Origin of the sequence: Citrobacter sp. MGH104, assembly GCF_001034485.1 — a bacterium.
Lineage (GTDB): Bacteria > Pseudomonadota > Gammaproteobacteria > Enterobacterales > Enterobacteriaceae > Citrobacter > Citrobacter freundii.
In genome coordinates, this window is record NZ_KQ089818.1 from 2,551,041 (window position 1) to 2,573,973 (window position 22,933).

20 protein-coding genes and 1 tRNA gene are annotated in these 22,933 nt (G+C 50.3%); 6 read left to right on the forward strand and 15 right to left on the reverse strand.

Annotated features, from left to right (window positions below):
- The first annotated feature begins 97 nt into the window (after nucleotides 1-97).
- The 4 genes from SK34_RS12005 (at nucleotide 98) to SK34_RS12020 (ending at nucleotide 4,299) form a co-directional block, all read left to right on the forward strand.
- Nucleotides 98-1,546 carry an EAL domain-containing protein gene (locus tag SK34_RS12005; protein ID WP_003838773.1) on the forward strand — a complete coding sequence of 483 codons (1,449 nt, stop codon included), beginning with the start codon at nucleotides 98-100 and terminating at the stop codon, nucleotides 1,544-1,546.
- Nucleotides 1,547-1,738: 192 nt separating this feature from the next.
- Complete coding sequence (locus SK34_RS12010) at nucleotides 1,739-2,203, forward strand: methyltransferase family protein (RefSeq protein ID WP_003843778.1); 465 nt, start codon at nucleotides 1,739-1,741, stop codon at nucleotides 2,201-2,203.
- Nucleotides 2,204-2,367: 164 nt separating this feature from the next.
- Nucleotides 2,368-2,443: transfer RNA gene (locus SK34_RS12015), tRNA-Thr, on the forward strand.
- Nucleotides 2,444-2,820: 377 nt separating this feature from the next.
- Nucleotides 2,821-4,299 (forward strand): hypothetical protein, encoded by a 1,479-nt coding sequence (locus tag SK34_RS12020; protein WP_032941279.1) that lies wholly within the window; start codon nucleotides 2,821-2,823, stop codon nucleotides 4,297-4,299.
- Between the two features lie 165 nt (nucleotides 4,300-4,464).
- Here SK34_RS12020 and SK34_RS12025 read toward each other — a convergent pair whose 3' ends face one another.
- From SK34_RS12025 to SK34_RS12040, 4 genes are all read right to left on the reverse strand, one after another.
- Nucleotides 4,465-5,646, reverse strand: coding sequence for a MalY/PatB family protein (locus tag SK34_RS12025; protein ID WP_048233107.1), 1,182 nt, complete (start codon nucleotides 5,644-5,646; stop codon nucleotides 4,465-4,467).
- A 12-nt stretch (nucleotides 5,647-5,658) separates the two neighbouring features.
- Nucleotides 5,659-7,110, reverse strand: coding sequence for a Na+/H+ antiporter NhaC (gene nhaC / locus SK34_RS12030; protein ID WP_003838742.1), 1,452 nt, complete (start codon nucleotides 7,108-7,110; stop codon nucleotides 5,659-5,661).
- Nucleotides 7,111-7,263: 153 nt separating this feature from the next.
- Nucleotides 7,264-8,268 carry a LacI family DNA-binding transcriptional regulator gene (locus SK34_RS12035; RefSeq protein WP_016149641.1) on the reverse strand — a complete coding sequence of 335 codons (1,005 nt, stop codon included), beginning with the start codon at nucleotides 8,266-8,268 and terminating at the stop codon, nucleotides 7,264-7,266.
- 167 nt (nucleotides 8,269-8,435) lie between these two features.
- Nucleotides 8,436-8,885, reverse strand: coding sequence for a GNAT family N-acetyltransferase (locus SK34_RS12040; RefSeq protein ID WP_048233109.1), 450 nt, complete (start codon nucleotides 8,883-8,885; stop codon nucleotides 8,436-8,438).
- A 123-nt stretch (nucleotides 8,886-9,008) separates the two neighbouring features.
- On the opposite strand from SK34_RS12040, the gene pdxR reads away from it, so the two are divergent.
- Together pdxR and SK34_RS12050 are read left to right on the forward strand one after the other, a co-directional pair.
- Nucleotides 9,009-10,478, forward strand: coding sequence for a MocR-like pyridoxine biosynthesis transcription factor PdxR (gene pdxR, locus SK34_RS12045; RefSeq protein WP_003847730.1), 1,470 nt, complete (start codon nucleotides 9,009-9,011; stop codon nucleotides 10,476-10,478).
- Nucleotides 10,479-10,670: 192 nt separating this feature from the next.
- Nucleotides 10,671-11,384: a GNAT family N-acetyltransferase gene (locus SK34_RS12050; protein WP_048233111.1), complete on the forward strand. Its 714-nt coding sequence runs from the start codon at nucleotides 10,671-10,673 to the stop codon at nucleotides 11,382-11,384.
- Between the two features lie 52 nt (nucleotides 11,385-11,436).
- On the opposite strand, the gene cbdX is transcribed toward SK34_RS12050, so the two are convergent.
- From cbdX to puuC, 11 genes are all read right to left on the reverse strand, one after another.
- Nucleotides 11,437-11,526 carry a cytochrome bd-II oxidase subunit CbdX gene (gene cbdX, locus SK34_RS23825; protein WP_003838732.1) on the reverse strand — a complete coding sequence of 30 codons (90 nt, stop codon included), beginning with the start codon at nucleotides 11,524-11,526 and terminating at the stop codon, nucleotides 11,437-11,439.
- A 13-nt stretch (nucleotides 11,527-11,539) separates the two neighbouring features.
- On the reverse strand, nucleotides 11,540-12,676 hold the full coding sequence (appB, locus tag SK34_RS12055; protein ID WP_048233112.1) for a cytochrome d ubiquinol oxidase subunit II: 1,137 nt from the start codon (nucleotides 12,674-12,676) through the stop codon (nucleotides 11,540-11,542).
- An 11-nt stretch (nucleotides 12,677-12,687) separates the two neighbouring features.
- Nucleotides 12,688-14,232 carry a cytochrome bd-II oxidase subunit 1 gene (gene appC / locus SK34_RS12060; protein WP_008321019.1) on the reverse strand — a complete coding sequence of 515 codons (1,545 nt, stop codon included), beginning with the start codon at nucleotides 14,230-14,232 and terminating at the stop codon, nucleotides 12,688-12,690.
- 88 nt (nucleotides 14,233-14,320) lie between these two features.
- On the reverse strand, nucleotides 14,321-15,178 hold the full coding sequence (locus tag SK34_RS12065; RefSeq protein ID WP_048233113.1) for a hydrogenase expression/formation protein: 858 nt from the start codon (nucleotides 15,176-15,178) through the stop codon (nucleotides 14,321-14,323).
- On the reverse strand, nucleotides 15,175-15,579 hold the full coding sequence (gene hyaE, locus SK34_RS12070) for a hydrogenase-1 operon protein HyaE (protein ID WP_048216796.1): 405 nt from the start codon (nucleotides 15,577-15,579) through the stop codon (nucleotides 15,175-15,177). The genes SK34_RS12065 and hyaE overlap by 4 nt, the downstream gene beginning before the upstream one ends.
- A 5-nt stretch (nucleotides 15,580-15,584) precedes the next feature.
- Complete coding sequence (gene hyaD / locus SK34_RS12075) at nucleotides 15,585-16,166, reverse strand: hydrogenase 1 maturation protease (RefSeq protein WP_032948613.1); 582 nt, start codon at nucleotides 16,164-16,166, stop codon at nucleotides 15,585-15,587.
- Nucleotides 16,163-16,897: a Ni/Fe-hydrogenase b-type cytochrome subunit gene (hyaC, locus tag SK34_RS12080; protein ID WP_048233114.1), complete on the reverse strand. Its 735-nt coding sequence runs from the start codon at nucleotides 16,895-16,897 to the stop codon at nucleotides 16,163-16,165. The genes hyaD and hyaC overlap by 4 nt, the downstream gene beginning before the upstream one ends.
- Before the next feature lie 18 nt (nucleotides 16,898-16,915).
- Nucleotides 16,916-18,709: a Ni/Fe-hydrogenase large subunit gene (gene hyaB / locus SK34_RS12085; RefSeq protein ID WP_048233115.1), complete on the reverse strand. Its 1,794-nt coding sequence runs from the start codon at nucleotides 18,707-18,709 to the stop codon at nucleotides 16,916-16,918.
- Nucleotides 18,706-19,833: a hydrogenase 1 small subunit gene (hyaA, locus tag SK34_RS12090; RefSeq protein ID WP_071681424.1), complete on the reverse strand. Its 1,128-nt coding sequence runs from the start codon at nucleotides 19,831-19,833 to the stop codon at nucleotides 18,706-18,708. The genes hyaB and hyaA overlap by 4 nt, the downstream gene beginning before the upstream one ends.
- Nucleotides 19,834-20,042: 209 nt before the next feature.
- Entirely contained in the window at nucleotides 20,043-21,323 is a 1,281-nt protein-coding gene (locus SK34_RS12095; protein ID WP_048233116.1) for an NAD(P)/FAD-dependent oxidoreductase, read from the reverse strand.
- 2 nt (nucleotides 21,324-21,325) lie between these two features.
- The gene (gene puuC, locus SK34_RS12100) at nucleotides 21,326-22,813 is read right to left on the reverse strand and encodes an aldehyde dehydrogenase PuuC (RefSeq protein WP_003838712.1); all 1,488 of its coding nucleotides are present in this window, start codon (nucleotides 22,811-22,813) and stop codon (nucleotides 21,326-21,328) included.
- Nucleotides 22,814-22,933 lie beyond the last annotated feature (120 nt).

Here is a 22,933-nt window from a genome sequence, read left to right on the forward strand (position 1 = left end):
AACCGCCTTATAATTGCTGGAGGCTGAAGGTGTTGTATATTCTCTCGTGTATATAACGAGGGACCTGCTATGCCATAAATTTAAGTTGGTGGTAACTATGAATACGAAAAAGGTTTTTCTGCTCAGTTATGATATTTTTCTTTTCTCAGGGATAAAAGCGTGGCTGCCAAATCTGGTACTGGTTGATGCGCGATCATTTATTTCTGGTACACAGTCAGTTATTCCACGATACCCGTCCTGTTTGCTGGTGATCGATAACCGGTTACCATTGCTACTGGTCAGGAAATGGTTTCAGAGAAATAGCACGCAGTTTATCAACATCAACTGTATTGTTCTTCGGATGAATGAAACTCGTTCTGTTAATCGAGGATACGAGGAGTATGCTTTCATTAATGGACGAGAATTATCTGATCAATTGATTTCTCAGCTAAGAGCCAATTTAATGGCACCCAATGAGGTTGTGGAGGTCACTAAAGGTTCGACGATTTTTAATTTTCATTTGACTGAATTTGAAGAGGAAATGTTGTATTCATCATTCACAAAAGAAAAATTGCACGACTTTTGTATTGCTAACTCACTAACAACTAAGTCAGTTTATCGATATCGGGAGCGGATAACCGCTCGTCTGGGATTTTCTCATTTTAATGAAACTATCATTTTTTTAACCAGGAATAATTTATTGCATGAAGGCTACCCGACAAACAGTCATTCTGGTGAGAATGTAATTTATGGCGATGCATATGATGTTTCAGATTCTGGCCGACTGAGTATGGCAATAAGGAATGAAGAAATCATTCCTTATTTTCAGCCCATCGTAAATATCAATGGGGACGTTTGTGGTGTTGAGGTTTTAGCTCGGTGGCCACAGGGCCATAATTATGCGATTTCTCAGCGTGAGTTTATACCTCTGGCTGAAAAAAGTGGCTTAATGAATGAGTTAACGAGCTATTTAATGACCACCGTCGCGCGTAATCTGGTCGACGGAAGCGAGGATATTAATAAAACGCTATTCGTCTCCTTTAATGTCAGTCCATCAGGTTTAAGTAATCCTGTTTTTTATTGGGAATGCCTTAACTTTATGGAGATAACGCAAAGACTACCGATAAAATTAATGATTGAAATAACCGAAAATCAGACTCTAACTATCACTCCAGCTCTCAAAGAGCTGATACGATCGTTGCGAAACAGAGGGGTGCTGTTTGCTTTAGATGATTTTGGCACGGGATACGCTAATCTCTGCTATCTCAATGAGTTAGACCTGGATGTAATCAAAATTGATAAAACGTTCATCAAGGCTATTAAAGAAGTTGAGCAACATATCCCTATGCTCGAGTCAATCATTCATCTTTCCGGACTCCTGGGGTTACGCATGGTGGCGGAAGGCGTTGAATATGGCTATCAGCAGCAATGGTTGCGGAAAAATAATGTGGATTACCTGCAGGGTTATCAATTTTTACCACCAGTGATGTTTGATGATTTTATGCGTTTTTACAAGCAGTCTGTAGGGCTGTTTGAATCAGCGTCGGATTCAACTTTTTCAGCGTAAACTTGTCGGGAACATCAGGGGCGGATGCCTCTGATGCCGGTTTTTTTGCCGAGGTTAGTACTACAGATCCTGCCTGTCTGGTGAAGACGATAGCCTGTTCTGAGTGAAACATTGTTTGTTTATGTGTCTTTTACAGGGTATTTATAGCGGTATCAGCGTTAATCAAACCGCTTCCGAGGTTAGTCTATAGCCATGCGTCATTTCCTGACAAAATTAAGAGTCTGGCTTCCACCACCACTCATCTTAATATTATTCCTCATCGCGGATGCGTTGACGGCGATCCCGCGTTTCACATTTGGCGCGGCGACTATTGTAATAAGTGCATTGTTGGCTAGCGCCAGTTTGGCGATGATACTGCATACCGCGTGGCAGATGCGGAAGAAACGTACGACGCTAAACCCACTGCATGCAGAGAAATCGACCACGCTTGTTACTGGCGGATGTTATGCCTGGAGCCGCAATCCAATCTATCTTGGAATGAGTGGACTCCAGTTAGCTTTTGCTCTCTACGTCGGTAGCCTGATTGGAATATTGGTTGCACCACTGTTTATGCTGGCGGTTGCCAGATTGCACATTGATTTTGAAGAGGAACAACTGCGAAAACATTTCGGGCTGGAATGGAAACACTATGAGCAGCGTGTTCGCCGCTGGTTATAGCGTTCCCTTGCTGCGTACAGGATGCCTGTGACGACACGATTCGTGCGTAATTGAATCCGGATGATGCAAAAATAGGCGTTTGATTCGCAAGGCCATTGACGCGTCGCCCGGTTAGTTTTAACCTTCTACCCCGTGCTCACATTCGTGGACATGTCCTTTTCAGGGCCGATATAGCTCAGTTGGTAGAGCAGCGCATTCGTAATGCGAAGGTCGTAGGTTCGACTCCTATTATCGGCACCACCTTTTCTCGTAAAATCATCAAGTTACTATTGCAGTGTTTTGCTTTGTTCAGCACTAATGTGCATTTTGCGCGTTGCGGATGTGACAAAATTGAGGCAACTGATGATCAATATATTTGTTTCAATGAGTTGAACAATGCAAAGTGGGAGTTTTGTAAGACGTGCAATCGCAGGTCCTCGCCATTCTGTGAGCGGAGGTTTTAGCTCCGAATTACATGAAAACCACAATTTTACTTAGGGATGGGGTGATTTTACATGAATAAGAACATTTACCTAGAAAAAACAAGCGACTAACATAAACTTCTTGGCAGAAATCCTTGTCATCTTGCGCTGTATTTTTTAATCTATCTTCAATATCTACCAGAAGATAGGCCCCTCATGAAATTCCAGGACATTGCTACTTTTTCCGGAAATATTCTCACCTTTTTGGGATTGCCAGCACTGATTTTTTTTAATTTTTCCTCTTTTTTGTTTTTTCTGAATGAATGGAAGATTCCTTTCATATGTGGTTCTGTTGTCATTCTAATAACTACATTAATTTATCATCGAAAAAAAAGACGTTATCCCAACAAGTCGAGTTGTTTCTCATTGCTTGTGTTGTTTTTTGCAATGGGTTGTGCGATTTTCTACCAACCATATCCTGAATTTGCACAGATAAGCATTTCTGGCTTCTATAATGAAAAAGATGGGGGGTGGAACAGTAGTAATACAGATGAAAATGCTTATGACATCACTCACCAGATGGAGGAGACATGGAAAAGGGCCACATCTAAAGAGAATCCTTCATTCCAATTTGTGCCCCCGTTTGCGGTTGAGAACTGGCAATTTCCGACATTGTTTTTGACTCATCGTTCTAAACAGCAAATAATTAATTTGGCTGAAGCGAATTCTCGCTCAGTCGTAACGTTGGTAGGGTTTACACGTGATAATAAAATAGAGAAAATCCACTATAGTTTGAACGGGAAGTTGTTATCACCCAATGCGCATAGCATTAATTTAGAGAGTAGATGGTTTAATCAGATTTTTGATAAAATTATTTCGCAATCACAGTTAACTGATGCTCAAAAGCGAGAGATAATAGCTAAGATCCTCTTCATTGATATAAATGCCCGTACACTAAGTGCCCGAAAAGATGAAATGGACGCTATTGGTATGGCTAACCTGGTCGTTAAGATAAGGAGTGAGGTCATTGATTTAAAAGGGAGATATCCTTTTATAGACGATGAGCTCAACTTTTTGATGGCTGGTCTGACAGCTTCTTTCGTAGATGTTTATAGTGCAGAACTATCTGATGACGTCGCTGCTGGGTTTTTAGTGCAGGCACTCAGCTTTCATCCTTATTATCCTTATCCAGATAAGGAGAGTTTTCAACGCGCTTATGTCAAAAATAGTTATGATAAATGGAAACTAACTAATGACGCTGAAAATGATGTGACTTTATTGAGCCACCTGGCGCAGTTGACATATTTTATCGAAGATACTAAGGAAAAAGAAAAGATCATTGATGACTTTAAAAATCAGGTTTTTCTTCAAAACCAATCGCCTACGATTTTTTATTCAATGTTAGAAATGATCAAAACCAGTAATTCACTGCTTGATATACCAGTTAAACAAATTCATGAAATTAAAGAAATAGAAGATTATACGGATAATTTTCTTTATCAACATCCTGGCATGGATGATGAATTCATTGAGTTAAAAAGCGCATTGTTATACGGTGTATGCCATACCTGGTATGTTAATCATAATCGAAAAAAAGATGCTTCAAGGTTATTGAGAAAATTCACAAATATTGTGGATAATAATCCTAATGTGTTGCATTTTTTAATGAAAATGAAACAAGAGGATAGTGAATGAAAATAATAGTGCCTGAATCCTCGTTTTAGCTTGTAATAGCAAAAACGCGCTTAGACGCCCCTGTCTGTTGGTGGCTAACTGGTACTATATCACTTGGTTTTTCATTAAAATGGCTGATAATATCGAGCGGCCCTGCGCCAGGGCCGATTCGTTTACTGAGCAGATTTAGCAAGATGTAAATGCAATACGCTTCAACCCCTCTACCGCTTTTTCGAGGTAGGCGCGTGGACATCCCATGTTCAGGCGGATAAAACCTTTTCCAGCAGGACCAAAGCTATTTCCCATTGAAGGCGCAATACCGGCAACATCAAGCATTACCCATTTGAGCTGCTCATCATCCAGTCCAAGCGCTTTGCAATCTATCCACAGTAGATAAGTTGCCTGGGAAGGAACAACCCGAGCCCACGGGAGATGTTCATCAATTTGTTGAATAAACCAGCGTCGATTTTCAGCCAGATAGCCAAGTAACTCGTCTAACCATGGTGCACCATGTTGCCATGCTGCCGTACTCGCTTCGACGGATAGCGCATTGAATACATCCAGCCCATGTGCATCCAGACGGCGTAAAAAGTGTTCACGCAATGCCGGTGCCGGTATCAGAAAATTAGCAATACGCAATGTCGACAAACCAAACGTTTTACTGGCTGAAGTGGCTGAAATTACACGCGAATGCCAGCGTTCTCCCAGATGCAGAACTGAAGTAAATTGTTCTCCAGGAAGCAATAAATCTGCCCATATTTCATCAGACAGCAACGTCACATCATAGGTTTCGCACAGCGTAAGTAGCTGTTCCAGCTCCTGTACAGACCAACAACGGCCGGTTGGATTATGCGGATTACATAAAATCATCAACGGTGGACGTTCAGTCCGGAATAACATTTCCAGGTGAGCAAAATCCATTTGATAACCGGTAGCCGGGTCCTCATACAACGGATTTTCCAGCAACTGTCTGCCGTTCAAAGAGATAATTTTAGCGAATGAGCCATAATAAGGCCCCTGAACGACCACACCTTCACCGGGTTGACTCAGCATTTGTACGAGTAGCGATAATCCCGGAACAACACCTTCAATACTGCAGATCCACTCTTGCTTGATTTCCAGCTGATGCCGGGTTGAGAGCCATGAGATTAATGAATCAAAGTAGCTTTGTGGCCGTTCGCTGTAACCAAAAATACCGTGCCCGACGCGGTGAGTTAAAGCCTCCTGAACAGCGGGCGGGCAAGTGAAGTCAAAATCAGACACCCACATTGGCAACAGTTGATGTGTATCCTCGCCGAAATATCGCGCCATAAAGTCCCATTTCAGCGAGGCTGTATCGTGGCGATCGATAATCTTATTAAAACCCATTACATGCTCTCCCTATTCTGTTGCCGTAATATTTTTTTCTGTTTCTGTCACTGATGGCGCCTTCGCAATACCGATTCCCGTGAAGCCGTAAATCAAGGCGAAGAAGATTGCGGCATAGCACTGAATCGCCCATGGCAATAAATCCAGTGTGCTCACTCCTAATGTTGTGGCCATATAAACTCCGGCGGCGGTCCATGGCAACAACGGCTCAATGACGGTGCCAGCGTCTTCAATTGTGCGGGACAGATTTTTGGTATCCAGTCCCATGCGGCGGTATGCGTCTTTAAATAATTCAGCTGGAACCAGAAGAGCCAGCTTGCCGTCGCTTGTCGCTCCGGTAACAAGAAGGGTGGTACCAATGGTTGCCGCAATTAACTGACCGACGCTGTGAATGACCGTCAGTAAGCGGTTAATGATAATGTTGAGTGCGCCCGTTAACGTTAAGGCACCGGCAAAAGAAAATGCGCAAAATACCAGAAGAATAGTGCTCATCATTGAGAACATTCCGCCACGGTTCAGCAGGCGCGGAACATCAGCAATAATGCCCTCACTCCCTTGCGGGAACATAGTAATGTTGAACCCATCTATAAAGGCATCCAGCCCCTGCTTGATGCTGAGTCCTTGCATGACAACGCCCAGAATCAGGGCTAATACGCATGCGCTCAGCATTAAAGGAATGACCGGCTTTTTACGAATCGCGCCCCACAACACAATAACCGGCGGCAAAATCAGAATGATATTGAAGTGGTATAGCGACTCCAGAGCGTTGACAATATCTGTAACCCGTTGCGGTGTGGCGACCTCGCCGAGCATATTGCTGTGGCCCGCAATAAGATAAACCACGGCGGCAAGCAGAAAGCTGGGAATAGTGGTCCACAATAAGTGCTGGATATGCTCGAAAAGGGTGGTATCTGCGACAATGGCCGCAAAGTTGGTGGAGTCTGACAGCGGCGATATCTTGTCACCGAAGTAAGCGCCAGAAACAACGGCACCTGCCGCTGCTGCCAATGAGACATCCAGCCCGGCGGCAACCCCCATCAGCGCTACGCCAACCGTTCCGGCGGAACCCCAGGAGGTTCCGGTACACACCGATACGACGCTGGTCAAAAAGAACGCGGCGATGAGAATGTATTCGGGGCTGATGAGTTTAAGTCCCCAGTACACCATGTAAGGGATGGTGCCGCTGAACATCCATGTACCAATCAGGCCGCCAACACAGATAAGAATCATGATAACCGGCATTGCTTTGGCGAGTTTATCCACCACCGAATTAATGATGTCTTCCCAGCAATACCCTTGCCACCAGGCCATGCCCGCGGCGACTGCAGCAGAACAAAGCAATAAAGGTTCAATACGTAGCCCCATGATGCCGTAGCCAATAATTAACAGCAGTAGCATGGCTAAAATAGGGATCACTGCCAGTCCAAATGAGAGTGCTTTTTTCTGATTTTGAGAGGCATTCATTCATGAATCTCCAGTCTGTAAGGTCGCTCAAGAGTAGAGAACACTCTTTTGTCTGACTGTGATCGTTCATTGGCCCTCATGTAAGCGATTACATGAGGGCGCTAAATTTGAAGTCGATCACAACTCAGGGTCTTGACGATTTACGCATTGATTTCAGAGAGAGGGGGGAAGAACAGAATCGCGGATCACCAGCTCTGCAGTGAAACTATTCACGCTGGGACGCTGAGTTGCGCCCTTAAAAAGCTGTATCGCCAGCTGCGAAGCGCAGCGAGCCATGCGCTCAACGGGATAATGCATTGTTGTGAGTGCAGGGTAGAGATAGCGGGCCATCACCACATCATCAAATCCAACGATCGAAAGCTGTTGCGGAAGTGTAATTCCCTGCTGATGGAGGATGCGCATAATCCCGGCGGCCATCACATCATTAAACGTCACCGCTGCGGTGAAAGGAATGCCGCAATTAAGCAGTTGATGTGCAGCGCGTTCGCCACCTTCTTCATTAAAGGGCACGCTAATCACCCAATTTTTATCTGGCGTAATACCATATTCAGCCAGCGCCTGGCGATAACCTTCCAGCCGCTCACGGCGATCGATAATCGGTAAGTCACTTGTCACGCAGGCAATACAACGGTGTCCTTGCTCCAGGAGGTGTAGCGTGGCTGTTTTAGCTGCTTGACTATTTTCCAGCCACACGCAGCGATTGGCCATCCCGGCAATATAGCGATTTACGACCACCATGGCAGGAAAATGAGCGGCATATCGCAACAGTTCCTTTTCAGACAGTCTACTGGCATGGACCACAATAGCTTCGCAGCCCTGGTTTATCAGGAAATCGAGTCCTGATTTCTCCATTCCTTCATCGTGACCGCCGCTGCATACCATCAGCCGAAATTGCTGCTGGCGTGATACTTCTTCCACGCCTCGTGCAAGCCTGGCAAAAAAGGGATCGGCAAGATTGCCGGTCAATAACCCGAGCATGTCACCGCTGCGTTTCGCTAATGCAATAGCGGCAGCATTGCGATGATAGTTCAGTTCGCGCATGGCTTTTTCAACACGTTCACGCGTCACGGGTTCAACCCATGCGGTTTGATTAATAACACGTGAAACTGTTGCGGTGGACACTCCCGCTGACTCTGCAACATCTTTTATCGTTGCCATGCTGGCTCTTTACCTTTTTAATTCTTAAGAATTTGCTTATCGCTGGTTTTTTTCCTTATCTTATTCAGGTTGGGGGGATTTGTCACCGATACATCCTCTGAGTAGATATACTCAGAGGCTTATTTTTAGTGTTTAATTATTCAATACTATCCTGAGTATTATTACACTTACATGCGATATTCGATCATTCCGCTCTTTTTGGCCACCCAGTCATACAGACGTTGCCCACGGAGGTTGGTTTCATGCGTATGCCAGTATAATCTTGACGCGTGATGTTTTTTGGCTTGTTGTTGGACATATTCGATAAGTTGTTTACCGATGTGTTGGCCGCGTACATCTTCGCTAACAAATAAATCTTCGAGATAGCAATAGTTTGATTCTGCCCAGGTTGAGCGGTGAAAGAGATAATGAACCAGTCCCACTATTTTCCCATCATATTTTGCAACAGCACAATAAACAGGTTCGCTCGGGGTAAAGAAACGCTCCCACGTTAATTTTGTTACTTCATCTGAAATTATAGTGCGGTAAAATGTTTGATAGTTTATCCATAAAGGAAGCCAGCTGGCGTAGTCTTTTTGTTCTGCACTTTCAATAGTAACAGCATTCATGTTAGTCATATATATCCTGATATTTTATACGAGTAATGTGTTAGTATGATGATACTAAGAATTTTATAAACTCTCGTAAAGAGACACTTTCGATATATTGATAGGATCCACTTTAGTATAAAGGTTAATACAATGAAGAAAAACAATGCGCCTTTATTTCAAGGATTTGTTTTAGGAAAAGGTGCGGTTAAGGAGCAGGTTTACCACATCCTCCGCGATCACATCCTCGAAGGGCGATTGCCGCCAGGAACAAAAATGCCGTCAACCAGGGCGTTGTCCGAAATGATGTCAATTTCACGAAACTCAGCGATCGCTGGTTATGACCGGCTATTAGATGAAGGGTATATCCTGACTCGTAAAGGGTCTGGAACATATGTCTCACATAATATTCCGGATCGGAGTATCAGCAATAGCTTTCCAGAGATGGCGTTGGGGGACGTCGTATCGCCTGATGAGCAGGTTCACAGCCGAAATAATCCTGTTCGCGATTTATGGTCAAATGAGTATGAAGGGCGCGGCATGAACCGTCTATTTGCGGTTGGTGTCGGGTGTACGGATCTCTTCCCGCATGCGTTATGGGGAAAGCTACTGCAACGTGTCTGGAGACAATCCCGGCATCAACTGGGAGCTCACACTCATCCTTGCGGGTACCTTCCTTTGAGAAAAGCGGTTTGCCGCTACATTAAAACAACGCGTGGAGTGAACTGTAACGAAGATCAAATAATCATCGTAAATGGTATTCAGCAGGCATTGAACATTACTGCACGAGCATTGCTGTCGGCAGGAAATGACGTTTGGCTGGACGACCCGGGTTACAAAGGCGCCCGCGGAACCTTCATGTCTGTTGGTGCTATGGTGAGGCCGGTACCGGTAGATAGCGAAGGAATGAACGTCCGCTATGGTATTGATCATTTTCCTGACGCCAGGCTGGCCTATGTCGTCCCGTCGGATCAATATCCATTAAGTGGAACGTTGAGTTTATCCCGGCGTTTTGAGTTGCTGGAATGGGCGAAGTCGAATCAGGCATGGATATTTGAAGATGATTATAATAGTGAGTTCCGTTATGCCGACCGTTCTTTACAAGCTCTGCAAGGATTAGATCAGAATCAACGCGTAATCTATGCCGGAACATTTTCTAAAATGATGTACCCGGAATTCCGTTTAGGTTTTTTAGTTGTTCCGCCGGGTTTACAAGAACAGATTATGGTGACCAAATATTATTCCGATCTCGGTACCAGTTATCTTGAACAAGCAGTGATGGCAAATTTTATTGAGGAGGGGCACTATGCCAGTCATGTGCGTCGAATTCGCAAAGCATGCTATGAAAGAAGAACTGCGTTGGTCAATGCTATTCAATACTATCTTGCTGATAAAATGATTATTCAACCTTCAGACTCAGGCGTTCATATCGTATGTTGGTTGCAAAATGGGATGACTGGAAGTGAAGTTGAAGAGAAAGCCAGATTACTAGGGATGGGAATACTATCACTAAGTCGTTATTACCAGAGCGATGTTTCACGACAGGGAATTTTGATTGGTTTTGCAAATCATCCGGTAGAGGCAATTGTTGATGGGATTCGCCGTCTGGCTCAGGTTATTTAACTTATAATTTATTCAGCTCTAAGCATTAATGCAGTAAATACGTTTCTTTTGCTACGTGTAAAAATATTGCGCCTGTTTTTTGTACAGATAAATAGTGTGGATCTGTTAAAAACACGCATTGTGGTTCTTTTGGACTGCCCAGTTTGATCATACTCTGCGCTGGTTTAGCCCTGTTTTGTAAGAGGTATGGATATGTCGGGCATCTTTAATCAATTTCATCAACCCGTTGGTATGACTTTGTCTGACTGGAAAGGCGCACCCTTTCCACAGGCTCAGCAAATTACAGGTCGCTATTGTAAGCTTGAACGTATTAACGCCGAACGCCATGCAAAAGAGTTGTATGAAGCGTACTGCGAAGCAAGCGATTGTCGTGACTGGACATATCTGGCGGTCGGGCCTTTTGAGACCTTCGATACCTTCCTGGATTATGTAAAAAAGATGGAAGAACAGACCGATCCGATGCATTTTGCTGTGATCGATTTAACCAGTATGAAACCTGTTGGTACGTTTGCACTGATGCGGATTGATACCTCAAATGGCGTGATCGAGGTTGGCCATGTTTCCTACTCCGTACGCATGAAACGTTCGCGAATCTCAACAGAAGTCATCTCATTGCTTTTAAAGTACGTTTTTGAGGATCTGGGCTATCGCCGTTTTGAATGGAAATGCGATGCTCTCAATGCTCCTTCCCGTGGGGCGGCGGAGCGATTTGGCTTCAGTTTTGAAGGCATATTTCGTCAGGCTGTCGTCACGCGGGGGCGTAATCGAGATACCGCATGGTACTCAATCATTGACGGTGAGTATCCGTCACTTCGACCGGCCTACGATATGTGGCTCGATGAGCGTAATTTCGATAATCAGGGACGGCAGATTAGGCGTCTTGGCGAGCTGATGGAAAGGGGATAAAAAAGCTCCCCGAATAAACCGGGGAGCCAGAAAGCGTAGCGCCCGTGTAGAATTATCTCTGCCGCGACTCAAGCCAGACCAGCGCCAGCGTGGAGAGTCCGCACATCAGCAGAATGCCGACAAACCAAAACAGATACCACATCGTACAGTCCTCCTTAATAAAGTTCGTGGTTGTGGCGGCGGATCGTTTCTACATTGATGCGCCCGAGCATTTTGTAATAACTCCACACGGTATAAAGCAGAACGATCGGTAGAAAAATCAGCACAATAACCAGCATGATACTGAGTGTCATCTGGCTGGAGGTGCTGTCCCACACCGTCAGGCTGGAGAGCGGATACGCGCTTGAAGGCATCACAAACGGAAACAGGGTGATTCCAGCTGTGAAGATCACGCAGGCCTGGCCCAGTGAAGCAAACAAAAATCCCCATATGGCCCGACGTTGTCCGCAGGCATAGATCGCGAGCATCGGGAAAATCATGCCAAGCAGCGGAATAATTAACAGCAGTGGCGACTGATAAAAGTGCGCCATCCACGCGCCCGGCGAGGTAGTTACTGCTTTTAATAGCGGGTTGGAAGGACCATTAGGATCCTGGCTTAGCAACACATAGCCATCGATCCCCGTCCATAGCCAGTAACCGGCTAACAGAAAGCAGAGCACGACCAGCATCGCGCTGCGGCGGGTAGCAGACAGCGCACGTTGGTGAAGAATGCCGTCGGTCTTCAACTGGAGCCACACGCCTCCTTGCAGAATAACCAGCATCAGGCTTAATGCGCCGCACAGCAGGGCAAAGGGTGAGAGTAACTGCCAGAAGGTGCCCAGGTATTGCACATGAAGCTGTGGTGTGAAGATAAAAGGCACGCCCAAAAACAAGTTACCGAATGCAACGCCGAAGATAACTGGAGGGACCAGACTGCCAATCACCAACCCGGTATCCCACATGGCGCGCCAGCGTGCATTGGCTATTTTTCCACGATAATCAAAGGCCAACGGGCGAAAGAAAAGGGCGCACAACACCAGAATCATCGCCACATAAAACCCTGAAAATGCCGCGGCATAGACCCGCGGCCAGGCCGCGAATAATGCACCGCCCGCCAGAATGAGCCACACCTGGTTACCTTCCCAGTGCGCTCCGACGCTATTGATTAGTACCCGACGCTCATCATCGTTACGCGCGATCAGCGGCAACAGGCAGCCAACCCCCATATCAAACCCGTCGGTGACCATAAATGCCACCAGGATGATGCCAATCAGCAGCCACCAGATGAGCCGTAACGTTTCATAATCCAACATGATTATCTCCTTTATCCCTGTTGTTGCGCTGGTTGTTGGTTATGCATTGCATCCGGGCCAAGGCGCGCGTATTTCTGCATCAGGTAGACTTCGGCAATTAAAAACAAGGTGTAAAGCGTGAGAATTAGCCCCATGGAGAAGGCCAGTTGGCCTGCGCTTAACGCGGAGTGGGCGTACCAGGTCGGCAAAATATCCTGAATCGCCCACGGCTGGCGGCCAAACTCCGTCATAAACCAGCCGGCTTCAATGGCAATCCACGGTAGCGGCAGGCTCCACAGCGTCATGTGCAGTACCCAGCGATGCTGGTCGATACGCCAGCGTAAGGTCTGTATCAGGGCAATCGCCATCACCAGCAGCAGAAGTGAACCGCATGCAATCATGATGCGAAAACTCCAGAATACCGGTGCTACTTGCGGGATCGCACCGCGTTGTGCGGCCTGATATTGCTCCGGAGTGACATGGTTCATATCAGGCGCGTAGTTCGCCAGCAGGATGCCGTAACCCAGATCTTTCTCCACAGCGTGAAAAGCGTTCAGTACCTGAGGCGTGCGGTTACCTTTGGCGATTTCCTGCATCAGCAGCCACGCTTCCCGACCTCGTTGCAGGCGGGGGAGAGCATCCTCCATCAGATTTTTCAGCCCCGGAACCGGCGTGTCTAAAGAGTGCGTGGCCAGGATGCCCAGCAGAGCCGGTATCTTCACAGCAAAGGCGTTACGTTCTTGCTCCTGCTGCGGCCAGGCGATGACATGAAAGGGCGCGGGTGCCGGTTCGGTTTGCCATTCGCCTTCCATTGCCGCCAGTTTTACCGGCTGGCGTTGGGCAACCTCATAGGCTGAGCTATCACCCAGTTGTAGAGTGCCGAGGATAGCCAGCGTGCCAAAAACGGAACCCACCGCGAAGGAACGCCGGGCGAACTCGCGATTGCGACCGCGCAGTAAATACCAGGCGCTGATGGACATCACAAACATGGCGCCGGTGACATAACCGGACATCACGGTATGCACAAATTTCACCTGGCTGATGGGGTTAAAGACCAGCTCGCTAAAGCTGCTCATCTCCATACGTAGGGTATCAATATTAAAGTGAGCGCCGGTTGGATATTGCATCCAGCCGTTGGCGTTGAGGATCCACAGGGCCGAGATATTGGAACCAAACGCGACCAGCCAGGTGACCATCAGGTGTTGGTATTTGGTTAAGCGTTGCCAGCCGAAGAAGAACAGACCAACGAACGTGGATTCGAGGAAGAAGGCCAGCAGGGCTTCCATTGCCAGAGGCGCGCCAAAAATATCGCCCACATAGTTAGAATAGAGCGACCAGTTAGTACCGAACTGAAACTCCATGGTCAGGCCGGTTGCCACGCCGAGCGCAAAGTTAATCCCGAATAACTTGCCCCAGAAACGCGTCATGTCGCGGTAGACTGTTTTGCCGGTCACCACATAAATGGTTTCCATGATGGCCAGCATAAAAATTAGCCCCAGCGTCAGGGGAACAAACAGAAAATGGTACAGCGCGGTCAGCGCAAACTGCCAACGCGATAAGTCAATGACGTCCCACATGCGAACTCCATCAGGCATTAGAGAGTGAATAGATAAGGTAGAAAACGCCAGACCCGCAGCATAAAAGCATGCGGGCCGGGAGAGAGGGTCAGGCCGGTGGACCAGATGTCAGCCAGCCGCAGACTTCATCCAGACGCTGGAGCGAGTCGCGAAGATCTTCCGGCGCAGCCTGCACCAGTTCCGGTAATGGACAGATCTCATAACTTTCGAGCAGAAGCCCTTTCAGGGTATCCAGACAGCGCACATGCCAGACATGGCGCAGCGCCGTGGCGTCGATTTGGCTCTCGCCGTAGCCGATAGTGCGGATCTGGATGTGTCCTTCGCCACATAACCGAGCAAGAAACAGGCGATCCGCATCGCTAATTGGCAGTTGTGTGAGGTTAATGCTATGGGGTTGCAAGGCCGGATCGCGCACGTGCGCCAGCAGTTCCTGAGCCAGTGTCAGGCCATTCATTAGCCCGTCCACCGGCGGGGGCAACAGGCTGTCGTCCGGCAGTGTATTGAACGTTGCCGCCAGCCACAGTGCCCGCGGCGCGCTGCCTGCTTCCAGATGCTCCTCCCACTGCCCGTTGTCATTCTGACAACGCACCCGCCAGATACCGCAGAAAATCGACTCCTGGATCTCGCATGCTCTGCCGTCAGCATGCTGGATGCGCACTGAAACTTCGCCTTCGCCGAGCAGCGTATTCAAAAACGTGAGATCGTCTGCGTTGAGCGCGGATAAATCCCATCCCAGCACGTCCTGTTTGGCGGGAATGCGCCTCCTGAGCTGGTGGCGCACATCGGCTAACAATGCCATCACCGCCGGACTGTGCGGGCAGTTTTCCAGTGATGCCATGCTGGGGTCGCTGTTGACCTGGCAGGTGAGGGGTAAGGGATTCATGCTGAAGCTGTCATCGTCCGGCTGCGTTCCCGGCCCCAGCAGATGAAAAAAAGTGTCGCTCATCGTTCAGACTCCGGCGGCGTGCGTGGTTCAACTAAGGGGCGCATCAGGTTGAGCAGATCGGCCCACGGGTGGATGCCGCTGAGAATGCCGCTCAGTTCGCCGTGGATAAACACCAGTGTGGCCGGGAAGCGGAATACGCTAAAACGATCGCCAATCGCCTCGCTATGCTCGAGATCCGCCATGGCGATGTGCCAGTCAAACTGGGGAAACTCGCGGAGCAACTCGGCAATCATCACCGGGTTATCGCTGACTTCCGGTGTCCGGCGGGGATCGCTACTGAGTAACACCACACCGTCGCGAACCTGGGTTACCCAGTCATCCAGTTCGGGTGCGGTTAGCGGCTGCCAGCCTCGTGCCAGCATACGTTGCCATAGAGCAGGAAAAGGGTTGTTATTCAACACGTTGCTTATCTCTCCAGCGTTACGCGATACTGGCGAATACGTACACCTTCATAGTTTTCCATCGACAGGCATTCATAGTTCAGGCAACGCGTTTCATCGTTGGTCTGTGGCACAATCCCCCATGCAGCCAGTTGCGTAAGTGCGGCCTGCTCCGCCGCCGGAAGCTGAGCGCGCGCGATGTCGGTCAGGCTGCCGCCATAGTCATCCAGCTGTACCGGCTGTAGTCCCACCAGAGCGATGTGTGCGGGCAGATGGCCGCGAATATCCGCCAGCGCCAGTACTTCGGAGAAGCTGTTCTGGTGCAGACTCATTTTTTTGGCGCTGAGGTAACTGGGGACTTTTTCACCGGCGTAGGTTTGCAGGGTGCCCGGCGCGAGACCGTAGTCGATGGCGTCCAGCAGCAGCAGATGACTGGCCTGTTCAACGTAACCCAGCAGATTCAGCCCCTGCGTGCCGCCGTCGACGATCTCAACGTATTCCGGCCAGTGATAATGGGCGTACAGGCGTTCGGCGACGCGAATGCCAAAGCCTTCGTCTGCCCACAGCAGGTTGCCTAGACCCATCACGATGACGTGTGGTTCGCTCATGACGCCTCCTTGTCGTGCTGACGTCGGGTAAATTTGTGGCTACGGTAGCCATTGACCATGGTGGAGATGACGGTATCGTCAGACATGATGTCCTCACGAATCGCCATATACACATGGCCTACGATGAAGGCGGCGATGAACCACATCCCCAACCGATGCCAGCTATGGATGTCGAGAGAGTTCCCGCCGGTCCAGTAGAAAAACTCCGTCACATAACGAAAGGGGGTAAAAATGGCGTACTGGCTGTGCTCGCTGTATAAGGCGAAGCCGGTGAGGATCATAAAAACGGAGAGCAGGAAATAGCCGAACATCGCCGCCTGCGCGATGGGGTTATGACCGATATCATCTCCCGGTTTTTTTTCCAGAAACAGATACCAGCGCACCACCGAAAACGCGCCTCGCCACCAGCTGCGCCGCCAGATCGGCACGATAAAAAGTTCACGTGAATAGCGGTTACCGACGAAGGCCCAGTAAATGCGCATCAGCAGTATCACCGTGAATACCATGGCGGCGGAGAAATGCACCAATCGGATGTCACCCATATAGAACAGATAAGTGGCCTCACCGCTGACCGACGGCAGCGGTCGGCCAATGAAGTATCCGGTCACCATCAACACCAACATGCAGCCCACTGTCAGCCAGTGCCACAAGCGCACAGGCGCTTCAAATACATAGTGGCTGATAGCGGTATCACGCGCCTCCCCGACGCGTGGGGATGTTTTTCCAGTCATCGTTCCGTTCCTTAACGCTTAGCGAACCTGGACGGCGATAAGTTCGCTGCCGTCGTCGCCGAGTACGTGGGTTGAACATGCCAGGCAGGGGTCGAAGCTGTGCAAGGTGCGCAGGATCTCCAGCGGTTGATCCGGTATCGCCATTTGGGTGCCCATCAGCGCCGCCTCGTAAGCGCCAATTTGTCCCTTCGGATCGCGCGGGCTGGCATTCCAGGTGGTTGGCACCACGCACTGGTAGAGATCGATTTTCCCGTCGCGAATTGATGCCCAGTGACCTAACGCGCCGCGCGGTGCTTCGGTAAAACCGATCCCGCGGCACTGCTGCGGCCAGCTTTCAGGCTCCCATTTTTCGGTGTTTGCGGTCGCCAGATTGCCGTTTTTCAGGTTTGTCATTAGCTTGTCGAAGAAATATTGCAGTTTGCTCACGGCCCACTGGGCTTCGTGCGCGCGGCACAGAATACGCCCCAGCGTCGACTGCATACCCGAAAGCGGCAGCTTGAGGGCAGACATCATGCGATCGACGGATTCAATCGTGGCGGCATCCCCTTTGTGATAGGCAATCAGCGTGCGCGCCAGTGGTCCAACTTCCATGGCGTGTCCGCGCCAGCGCGGGGCTTTAATCCACGAATAGCGTTCCTGTTCGTTGAGCTGTTTGATATCAATATCGCTGCCTTTGACATCGCCCGGGTTATACCAGGGTTCAGTAATCCCTTCGAACGGGTGACGACCTAATTGATCGTCCGGATAACGGTACCAGGCATGATCGACAAACTCCTGAATTTGTTGCGGATCGGCCAGATCCACTGGCAGCACGTTTTTAAAATCACCGTTAATCACCGCACCGCCTGGCATCAACAGGCTCTTCGCGCTGAAGTCATTGGCGATATCCGGGAACGCGCCGTAGCTCAGGACGCACTTATCAGAAAGCCCGGTACCAATCTGGCTCCAGGACTTATTGAACTGGCCGATAGCCAGCGCGTCAGGCACCATGACGTTGTTGATGAAATCAGCGGTGCGGGTGATGATCGACTGCACCAGGTTCAGGCGTTCCATATCGACTGCGCCAACCGCGCCGCGCTGATCGATATTAATCGCGCACGGCATACCGCCGACAATCCAGTTAGGATGCGGGTTCTTACCGCCAAACACCGTATGGATTTTGATGATCTCGCGCTGAAAATCGAGTGCTTCCAGATAATGGGCAAAGCCCATCAGGTTAGCCTCAGGCGACAGTTTGTACTGCGGATGACCCCAATAACCGTTGCGGAAAATCCCCAGTTGACCGCCGTCGACAAATTTCTTCAGGCGATTTTGGACGTCAAAAAAGTAGCCAGGGGAGGACTTCGGCCAGGCAGAAAGGCTTTGCGCCAGCTGTGATGTGGCGCGCGGGTCTGCTTTCAGGGCATTCAGCACGTCAATCCAATCCATTCCGGCTAACTGGTAAAAGTGCACCAGATGGTCGTGGCACCACAGCGTCGCCAGCATAATATTGCGAATGATGTTGGCGTTGTCGGGCACCTTGATGCCAATGGCATCTTCAATGGCATACACCGATGCCAGGGCATGTACGCCGGTGCATACTCCGCAAATACGTTCGACAAATGCCCAGGCATCGCGCGGGTCGCGCCCCTGCAGAATGATCTCCAGTCCGCGGAACATGGTGCCGCAGGAAACCGCGTTGGTGATGATGTTCTGTTCATCAATGTTCACTTCACAACGCATATGGCCTTCAATGCGGGTTATGGGGTCCACAACCAGGCGGCGACCCGCATTGTTTAACGTATATCCCTGGGTTTGATACGAGTTGCTCATGCCTGGTTATCCTCTTTGTCCGGCTGCGGTTGTTCGGCTTCTGTTAACTGCTGTTTGTGGCGGTTATGTTGATTGACGGCGCTGGCGACTGCGTGGACGCCGACGCCAGCCGCCACTACGCCGAGCGCGGTGAGGCCCACGGTGTCAGCGGTAGAATGCGTTCCCATCTGTGGAATATCGACCACGCGGCTGTAGAACGAACCGCGATCCCAGAAGCCGTTCTCCGAACATCCCAGACAACCGTGGCCGGACTGGATGGGGAAGGAAACGCCACCATTCCAGCGGGTGGTGGAACAGGCGTTATAGGTGGTTGGCCCCTTGCAGCCCATTTTGTACAGGCAATAGCCTTTGCGGGCAGCGTCATCGTCCCAACTTTCAACGAACTCCCCGGCGTCAAAGTGGGCGCGGCGGTAGCATTTGTCATGAATACGCTGACCATAAAACATCAGCGGACGCCCCAGACGATCGAGTTCCGGCAGTCTTCCAAAGGTCACCATGTAGGTAATGATGGCGCTCATGACGTCTGGAATCGGCGGGCAACCGGGCACTTTCACGATCGGCTTATCGGTAATCACTTTATCGATCGGTGTTGCCTGAGTTGGGTTAGGCCGGGCAGCCTGCACGCAGCCCCAGGATGCGCAGGTGCCCCAGGCGATAATCGCGCTGGCACCGGCGGCGGCTCTTTTAAGCTTTTCAATAAACGGTCGCCCGCCGCTAATGCAGAACATCCCTTGTTCTCCCAGCGGAGGATTACCTTCGACGGCCAGAATGTATCGGCCGTGGTAGCGGCTTAGAATGTCTTCAAAGACCTCTTCGGCCTGTGTTCCGGCGGCGGCCATCAGAGTGTCGTCGTAATCAAGGGAAATCAGAGAGAGGATGACGTCTTTGGCGAGTGGGTGAGAGGAGCGGATAAATGATTCGGTACAGCAGGTGCATTCCAGACCGTGGATCCAGACGACCGGGATCCGGGGTTTGTTTTCCAGCGCCCAGGCGATTCTGGGCGTCATTCCGGCCCCCAACCCTAGCGATGTTGCCGCGAGGCTACAATATTTAAGAAAACTGCGTCTGCTCACGCCCTTGCGGCGCATCGCCTGATAAAAGGTCTCCTCGTTATTCGTATTCATAACACGCGTTTCTTCCCCCGTTTAGTTCTGGCGCACGCCGCCAGCGATAATCTAAAAAAGCCTATCCGATTAGCGGGGAGAAACAATGCAAAGTGTGTGGTTATGTCCTATTGCGATATTTTCGTGCCTGTTATCTGTTTTTCGCTTTTCGGCAATAAAAAAACGCACAGGGGGGACCGCCCTGTGCGTCGGGTTTATCGCGGAAGAACTTAAACCCCAAGGCGATCGCGTAGGCTGTAATATGCCGCCCCCATGGCGGTAAACGGAATGCGCAGGCTTCGGCCTCCCGGGAACGGGTAGTGCGGCAGTTTGGCAAACGCGTCAAAGCGCTCGGCATCTCCGCGCAGCAGTTCGGAAATCAGGCGCCCTGCCAGGTGAGTACAGGTCACGCCGTGGCCGCTGTAGCCCTGCATATAGTAAATGTTGGTATCAAGACGGCCGAACTGCGGCATGCGAGACAGCGTTAACAGGAAATTACCGGTCCAGCGGTAATCAATTTTTACCCCCTGCAATTGCGGGAAGGTCTTCAGCAGTTTCGGCATCACCAGACGCTCAATATCATCCGGATCGCGAGCGCCGTAGACTACGCCACCGCCGTACAGCAGGCGGTTATCGCCGGTCAGACGGTAGTAATCCAGCAGGTAGTTACAATCTTCCACACAGTAGTTTTTCGGGATCAGCGAACGCGCCATCTCCGCAGACAGCGGTTCGGTGGTTAATACCTGCGTGCCGCACGGCATGCTGCTTTTTGCCAGCGCAGGTTCCAGTTTGTCGCCGAGGTAGGCGTTGCCCGCGACGATCACAAAGCGGGCCGTCACCTGACCTTTTTCAGTGCTGACCACCGCTGGGCTGGTGTGCTGAATACGGGTGACTGGCGACTGTTCAAAGACGCGCCCACCGTTCAGACGAATGGCGTTAGCTTCGCCAATCGCCAGGTTCAGCGGATGAATATGGCCGCCGCTGTGGTCCAGCAGCGCGCCGACATAACGATCGCTGCTGACTTCGCGGCGAATTTCGCTGCTATCCAACAGTTCAAGCTGCGTATTGCCGTAGCGTTCCCAGTTCGATTTCTGCTCCTCCAGCGTTTCCATCTGTTTGTGGTTCAGGGCCACAAACAGCCCGCCAGGACGATAGTCGCAGTCGATCTGATAACGTTTGATACGTTCGCGAATGATATTGCCGCCTTCAAACATCATACTGCCAAGCATTTTAGCGGCGTCCGGGCCGTAGGTGCGTTCAATGACGTCGATATCGCGACTGTAGGAGTTCACCAACTGACCACCGTTGCGCCCGCTGGCTCCGAAGCCAATTCGTGCGGATTCCAGTAGCACCACGTCGTAACCCATTTCTGATAAATGCAGGGCGGAGGAGAGTCCGGTATAACCACCGCCCACGACGCAAATATCACAGCTTACCGATTCGCTAAGGGTCGGGAACGGTTCGTATTGATTGGCGCTTGCGGCGTAATAACTGCTGGTATGTTCAGTCATGATTAAGACTCCAGGGAGATCCAGATGGTTTTTAATTCGCTAAATTTTTCCAGCGCATGCAGGGATTTATCGCGTCCGTTACCACTTTGCTTATAGCCGCCGAATGGCACGGTCATATCACCGTCGTTGTAGTTATTCACGAAGACCGAACCGGCCTTCAGGCGGCGACTCATGCGGTGCGCGCGCGACAAATCGCGGGTCCAGACCGCGGCGCCCAGACCGTAGTCGCTGTCGTTGGCCAGCGCCAGAGCTTCGGCTTCACTGCTAAAACGGGTGATGACCAGTACCGGCCCGAAAATCTCATCGCGGCTGACGTGGGCTTGCGGCGCGGTGTCGACAAAAATAGTCGGGCCGATGGCCGCCGGGTGTACGTGGCTGCGGCCATCCAGCGCCAGCGTGCCTTGCGCTTCACCGTCGCGAATAAAACTGTGTACGGTGTCGGCATGCGTGTTGTCGATAAGCGTGCCCATCGTGGTTTCCGGATCCAGCGGGTTGCCCGGCTGCCAGTTTTTCGCCTGCTCTTTTAAAAGCGCGATAAACTCGTCGGCAATACTTTCTTCCAGCAGCAGACGTGTACCGGCGATACAAACCTGGCCCTGGTTATAGAAAATACCTGCCGCTGCATTAGCGGCGGCTTTCGGCAGATCCGGGCAGTCGGCAAATACGATGTTGGCACTTTTACCGCCGGCCTCCAGCCAGACGCGTTTCATGTTGCTGTCGCCAGCATCTTTGAGCAGTTGCTTGCCGGTGCGGGTCGAGCCGGTAAAGGTGATCACATCAACATCCGGATGCAGCGACAGTGCCTGGCCCGCCTCGTGACCGTACCCGCTCACAACACTGAGCACGCCATCGGGCAAACCTGCTTTTTTAGCCAGTGCGGCCAGGCGAATCGCGGTCAGCGGTGATTTTTCGGAAGGCTTGAGGATCACGCTGTTACCCGCAGCCAGAGCCGGGCCGAGCTTCCAGCATGCCAGCAGCAGGGGAAAATTCCACGGCACGATGGCCGCAATCACGCCCACCGGTTCGCGGACAATCAGCGCTAAATCGTTCACCGAGGTAGTGGCAACTTCACCATAGACTTTATCTATCGCCTCGGCGTACCAACGGATGGCGCGTGCCGCGCCGGGAATATCATCACGCAGGCTATGGCGAATCGGTTTACCGGTATCGAGCGTTTCCAGTAGCGCCAGCTCCTCGTGATGCTGCTCCATTAAATCGGCGAGTTTGTGCAGCACCGCTTTGCGCTCTGCGGGTGATGCCTGCGACCAGTCCCCGCGTTCAAACACGGTGCGGGCTGCGGTGACCGCGCGGTCAACATCCGCTTTTTTGCCGCGGGCGACTTTGGCGAGCGGGCGTTGTCCTGCCGGATCCTGGGTAATAAAGGTTTCGTTATCGGCGGCGGCACAATATTCGCCGTTAATAAATAAACGGGTTTCCGGTGAATAATGGCTGGCTTTCTCACGCCAATATTTAAGATTCTGAAAGTTCATAGCTACTCCTTTTATATCAATAAGATAAAGTTCGTTGCTGATCTTTTTCAGGCAAAATCAGGCTGCACGATGCCCCAGGGATGTACCCTGTTAATGCGCGTTATTTAAGAAGGCCTGAGA

What these genes read in the sequence shown, in the direction of transcription:
- appC (WP_008321019.1), bottom strand. Translation starts at nt 14,232, where the DNA reads ATGTGGGACGTCATTGACTTATCGCGTTGGCAGTTTGCGCTGACCGCG.
- hyaC (WP_048233114.1), bottom strand. Translation starts at nt 16,897, where the DNA reads ATGACTGGAAAAACATCCCCACGCGTCGGGGAGGCGCGTGATACCGCT.
- SK34_RS12010 (WP_003843778.1), top strand. Translation starts at nt 1,739, where the DNA reads ATGCGTCATTTCCTGACAAAATTAAGAGTCTGGCTTCCACCACCACTC.
- nhaC (WP_003838742.1), bottom strand. Translation starts at nt 7,110, where the DNA reads ATGAATGCCTCTCAAAATCAGAAAAAAGCACTCTCATTTGGACTGGCA.
- SK34_RS12020 (WP_032941279.1), top strand. Translation starts at nt 2,821, where the DNA reads ATGAAATTCCAGGACATTGCTACTTTTTCCGGAAATATTCTCACCTTT.
- appB (WP_048233112.1), bottom strand. Translation starts at nt 12,676, where the DNA reads ATGTTGGATTATGAAACGTTACGGCTCATCTGGTGGCTGCTGATTGGC.
- SK34_RS12035 (WP_016149641.1), bottom strand. Translation starts at nt 8,268, where the DNA reads ATGGCAACGATAAAAGATGTTGCAGAGTCAGCGGGAGTGTCCACCGCA.
- cbdX (WP_003838732.1), bottom strand. Translation starts at nt 11,526, where the DNA reads ATGTGGTATCTGTTTTGGTTTGTCGGCATTCTGCTGATGTGCGGACTC.
- hyaA (WP_071681424.1), bottom strand. Translation starts at nt 19,833, where the DNA reads ATGAATACGAATAACGAGGAGACCTTTTATCAGGCGATGCGCCGCAAG.
- SK34_RS12025 (WP_048233107.1), bottom strand. Translation starts at nt 5,646, where the DNA reads ATGGGTTTTAATAAGATTATCGATCGCCACGATACAGCCTCGCTGAAA.
- SK34_RS12005 (WP_003838773.1), top strand. Translation starts at nt 98, where the DNA reads ATGAATACGAAAAAGGTTTTTCTGCTCAGTTATGATATTTTTCTTTTC.
- SK34_RS12065 (WP_048233113.1), bottom strand. Translation starts at nt 15,178, where the DNA reads ATGAGCGACACTTTTTTTCATCTGCTGGGGCCGGGAACGCAGCCGGAC.
- pdxR (WP_003847730.1), top strand. Translation starts at nt 9,009, where the DNA reads ATGAAGAAAAACAATGCGCCTTTATTTCAAGGATTTGTTTTAGGAAAA.
- SK34_RS12040 (WP_048233109.1), bottom strand. Translation starts at nt 8,885, where the DNA reads ATGACTAACATGAATGCTGTTACTATTGAAAGTGCAGAACAAAAAGAC.
- SK34_RS12095 (WP_048233116.1), bottom strand. Translation starts at nt 21,323, where the DNA reads ATGACTGAACATACCAGCAGTTATTACGCCGCAAGCGCCAATCAATAC.
- puuC (WP_003838712.1), bottom strand. Translation starts at nt 22,813, where the DNA reads ATGAACTTTCAGAATCTTAAATATTGGCGTGAGAAAGCCAGCCATTAT.
- hyaD (WP_032948613.1), bottom strand. Translation starts at nt 16,166, where the DNA reads ATGAGCGAACCACACGTCATCGTGATGGGTCTAGGCAACCTGCTGTGG.
- hyaB (WP_048233115.1), bottom strand. Translation starts at nt 18,709, where the DNA reads ATGAGCAACTCGTATCAAACCCAGGGATATACGTTAAACAATGCGGGT.
- SK34_RS12050 (WP_048233111.1), top strand. Translation starts at nt 10,671, where the DNA reads ATGTCGGGCATCTTTAATCAATTTCATCAACCCGTTGGTATGACTTTG.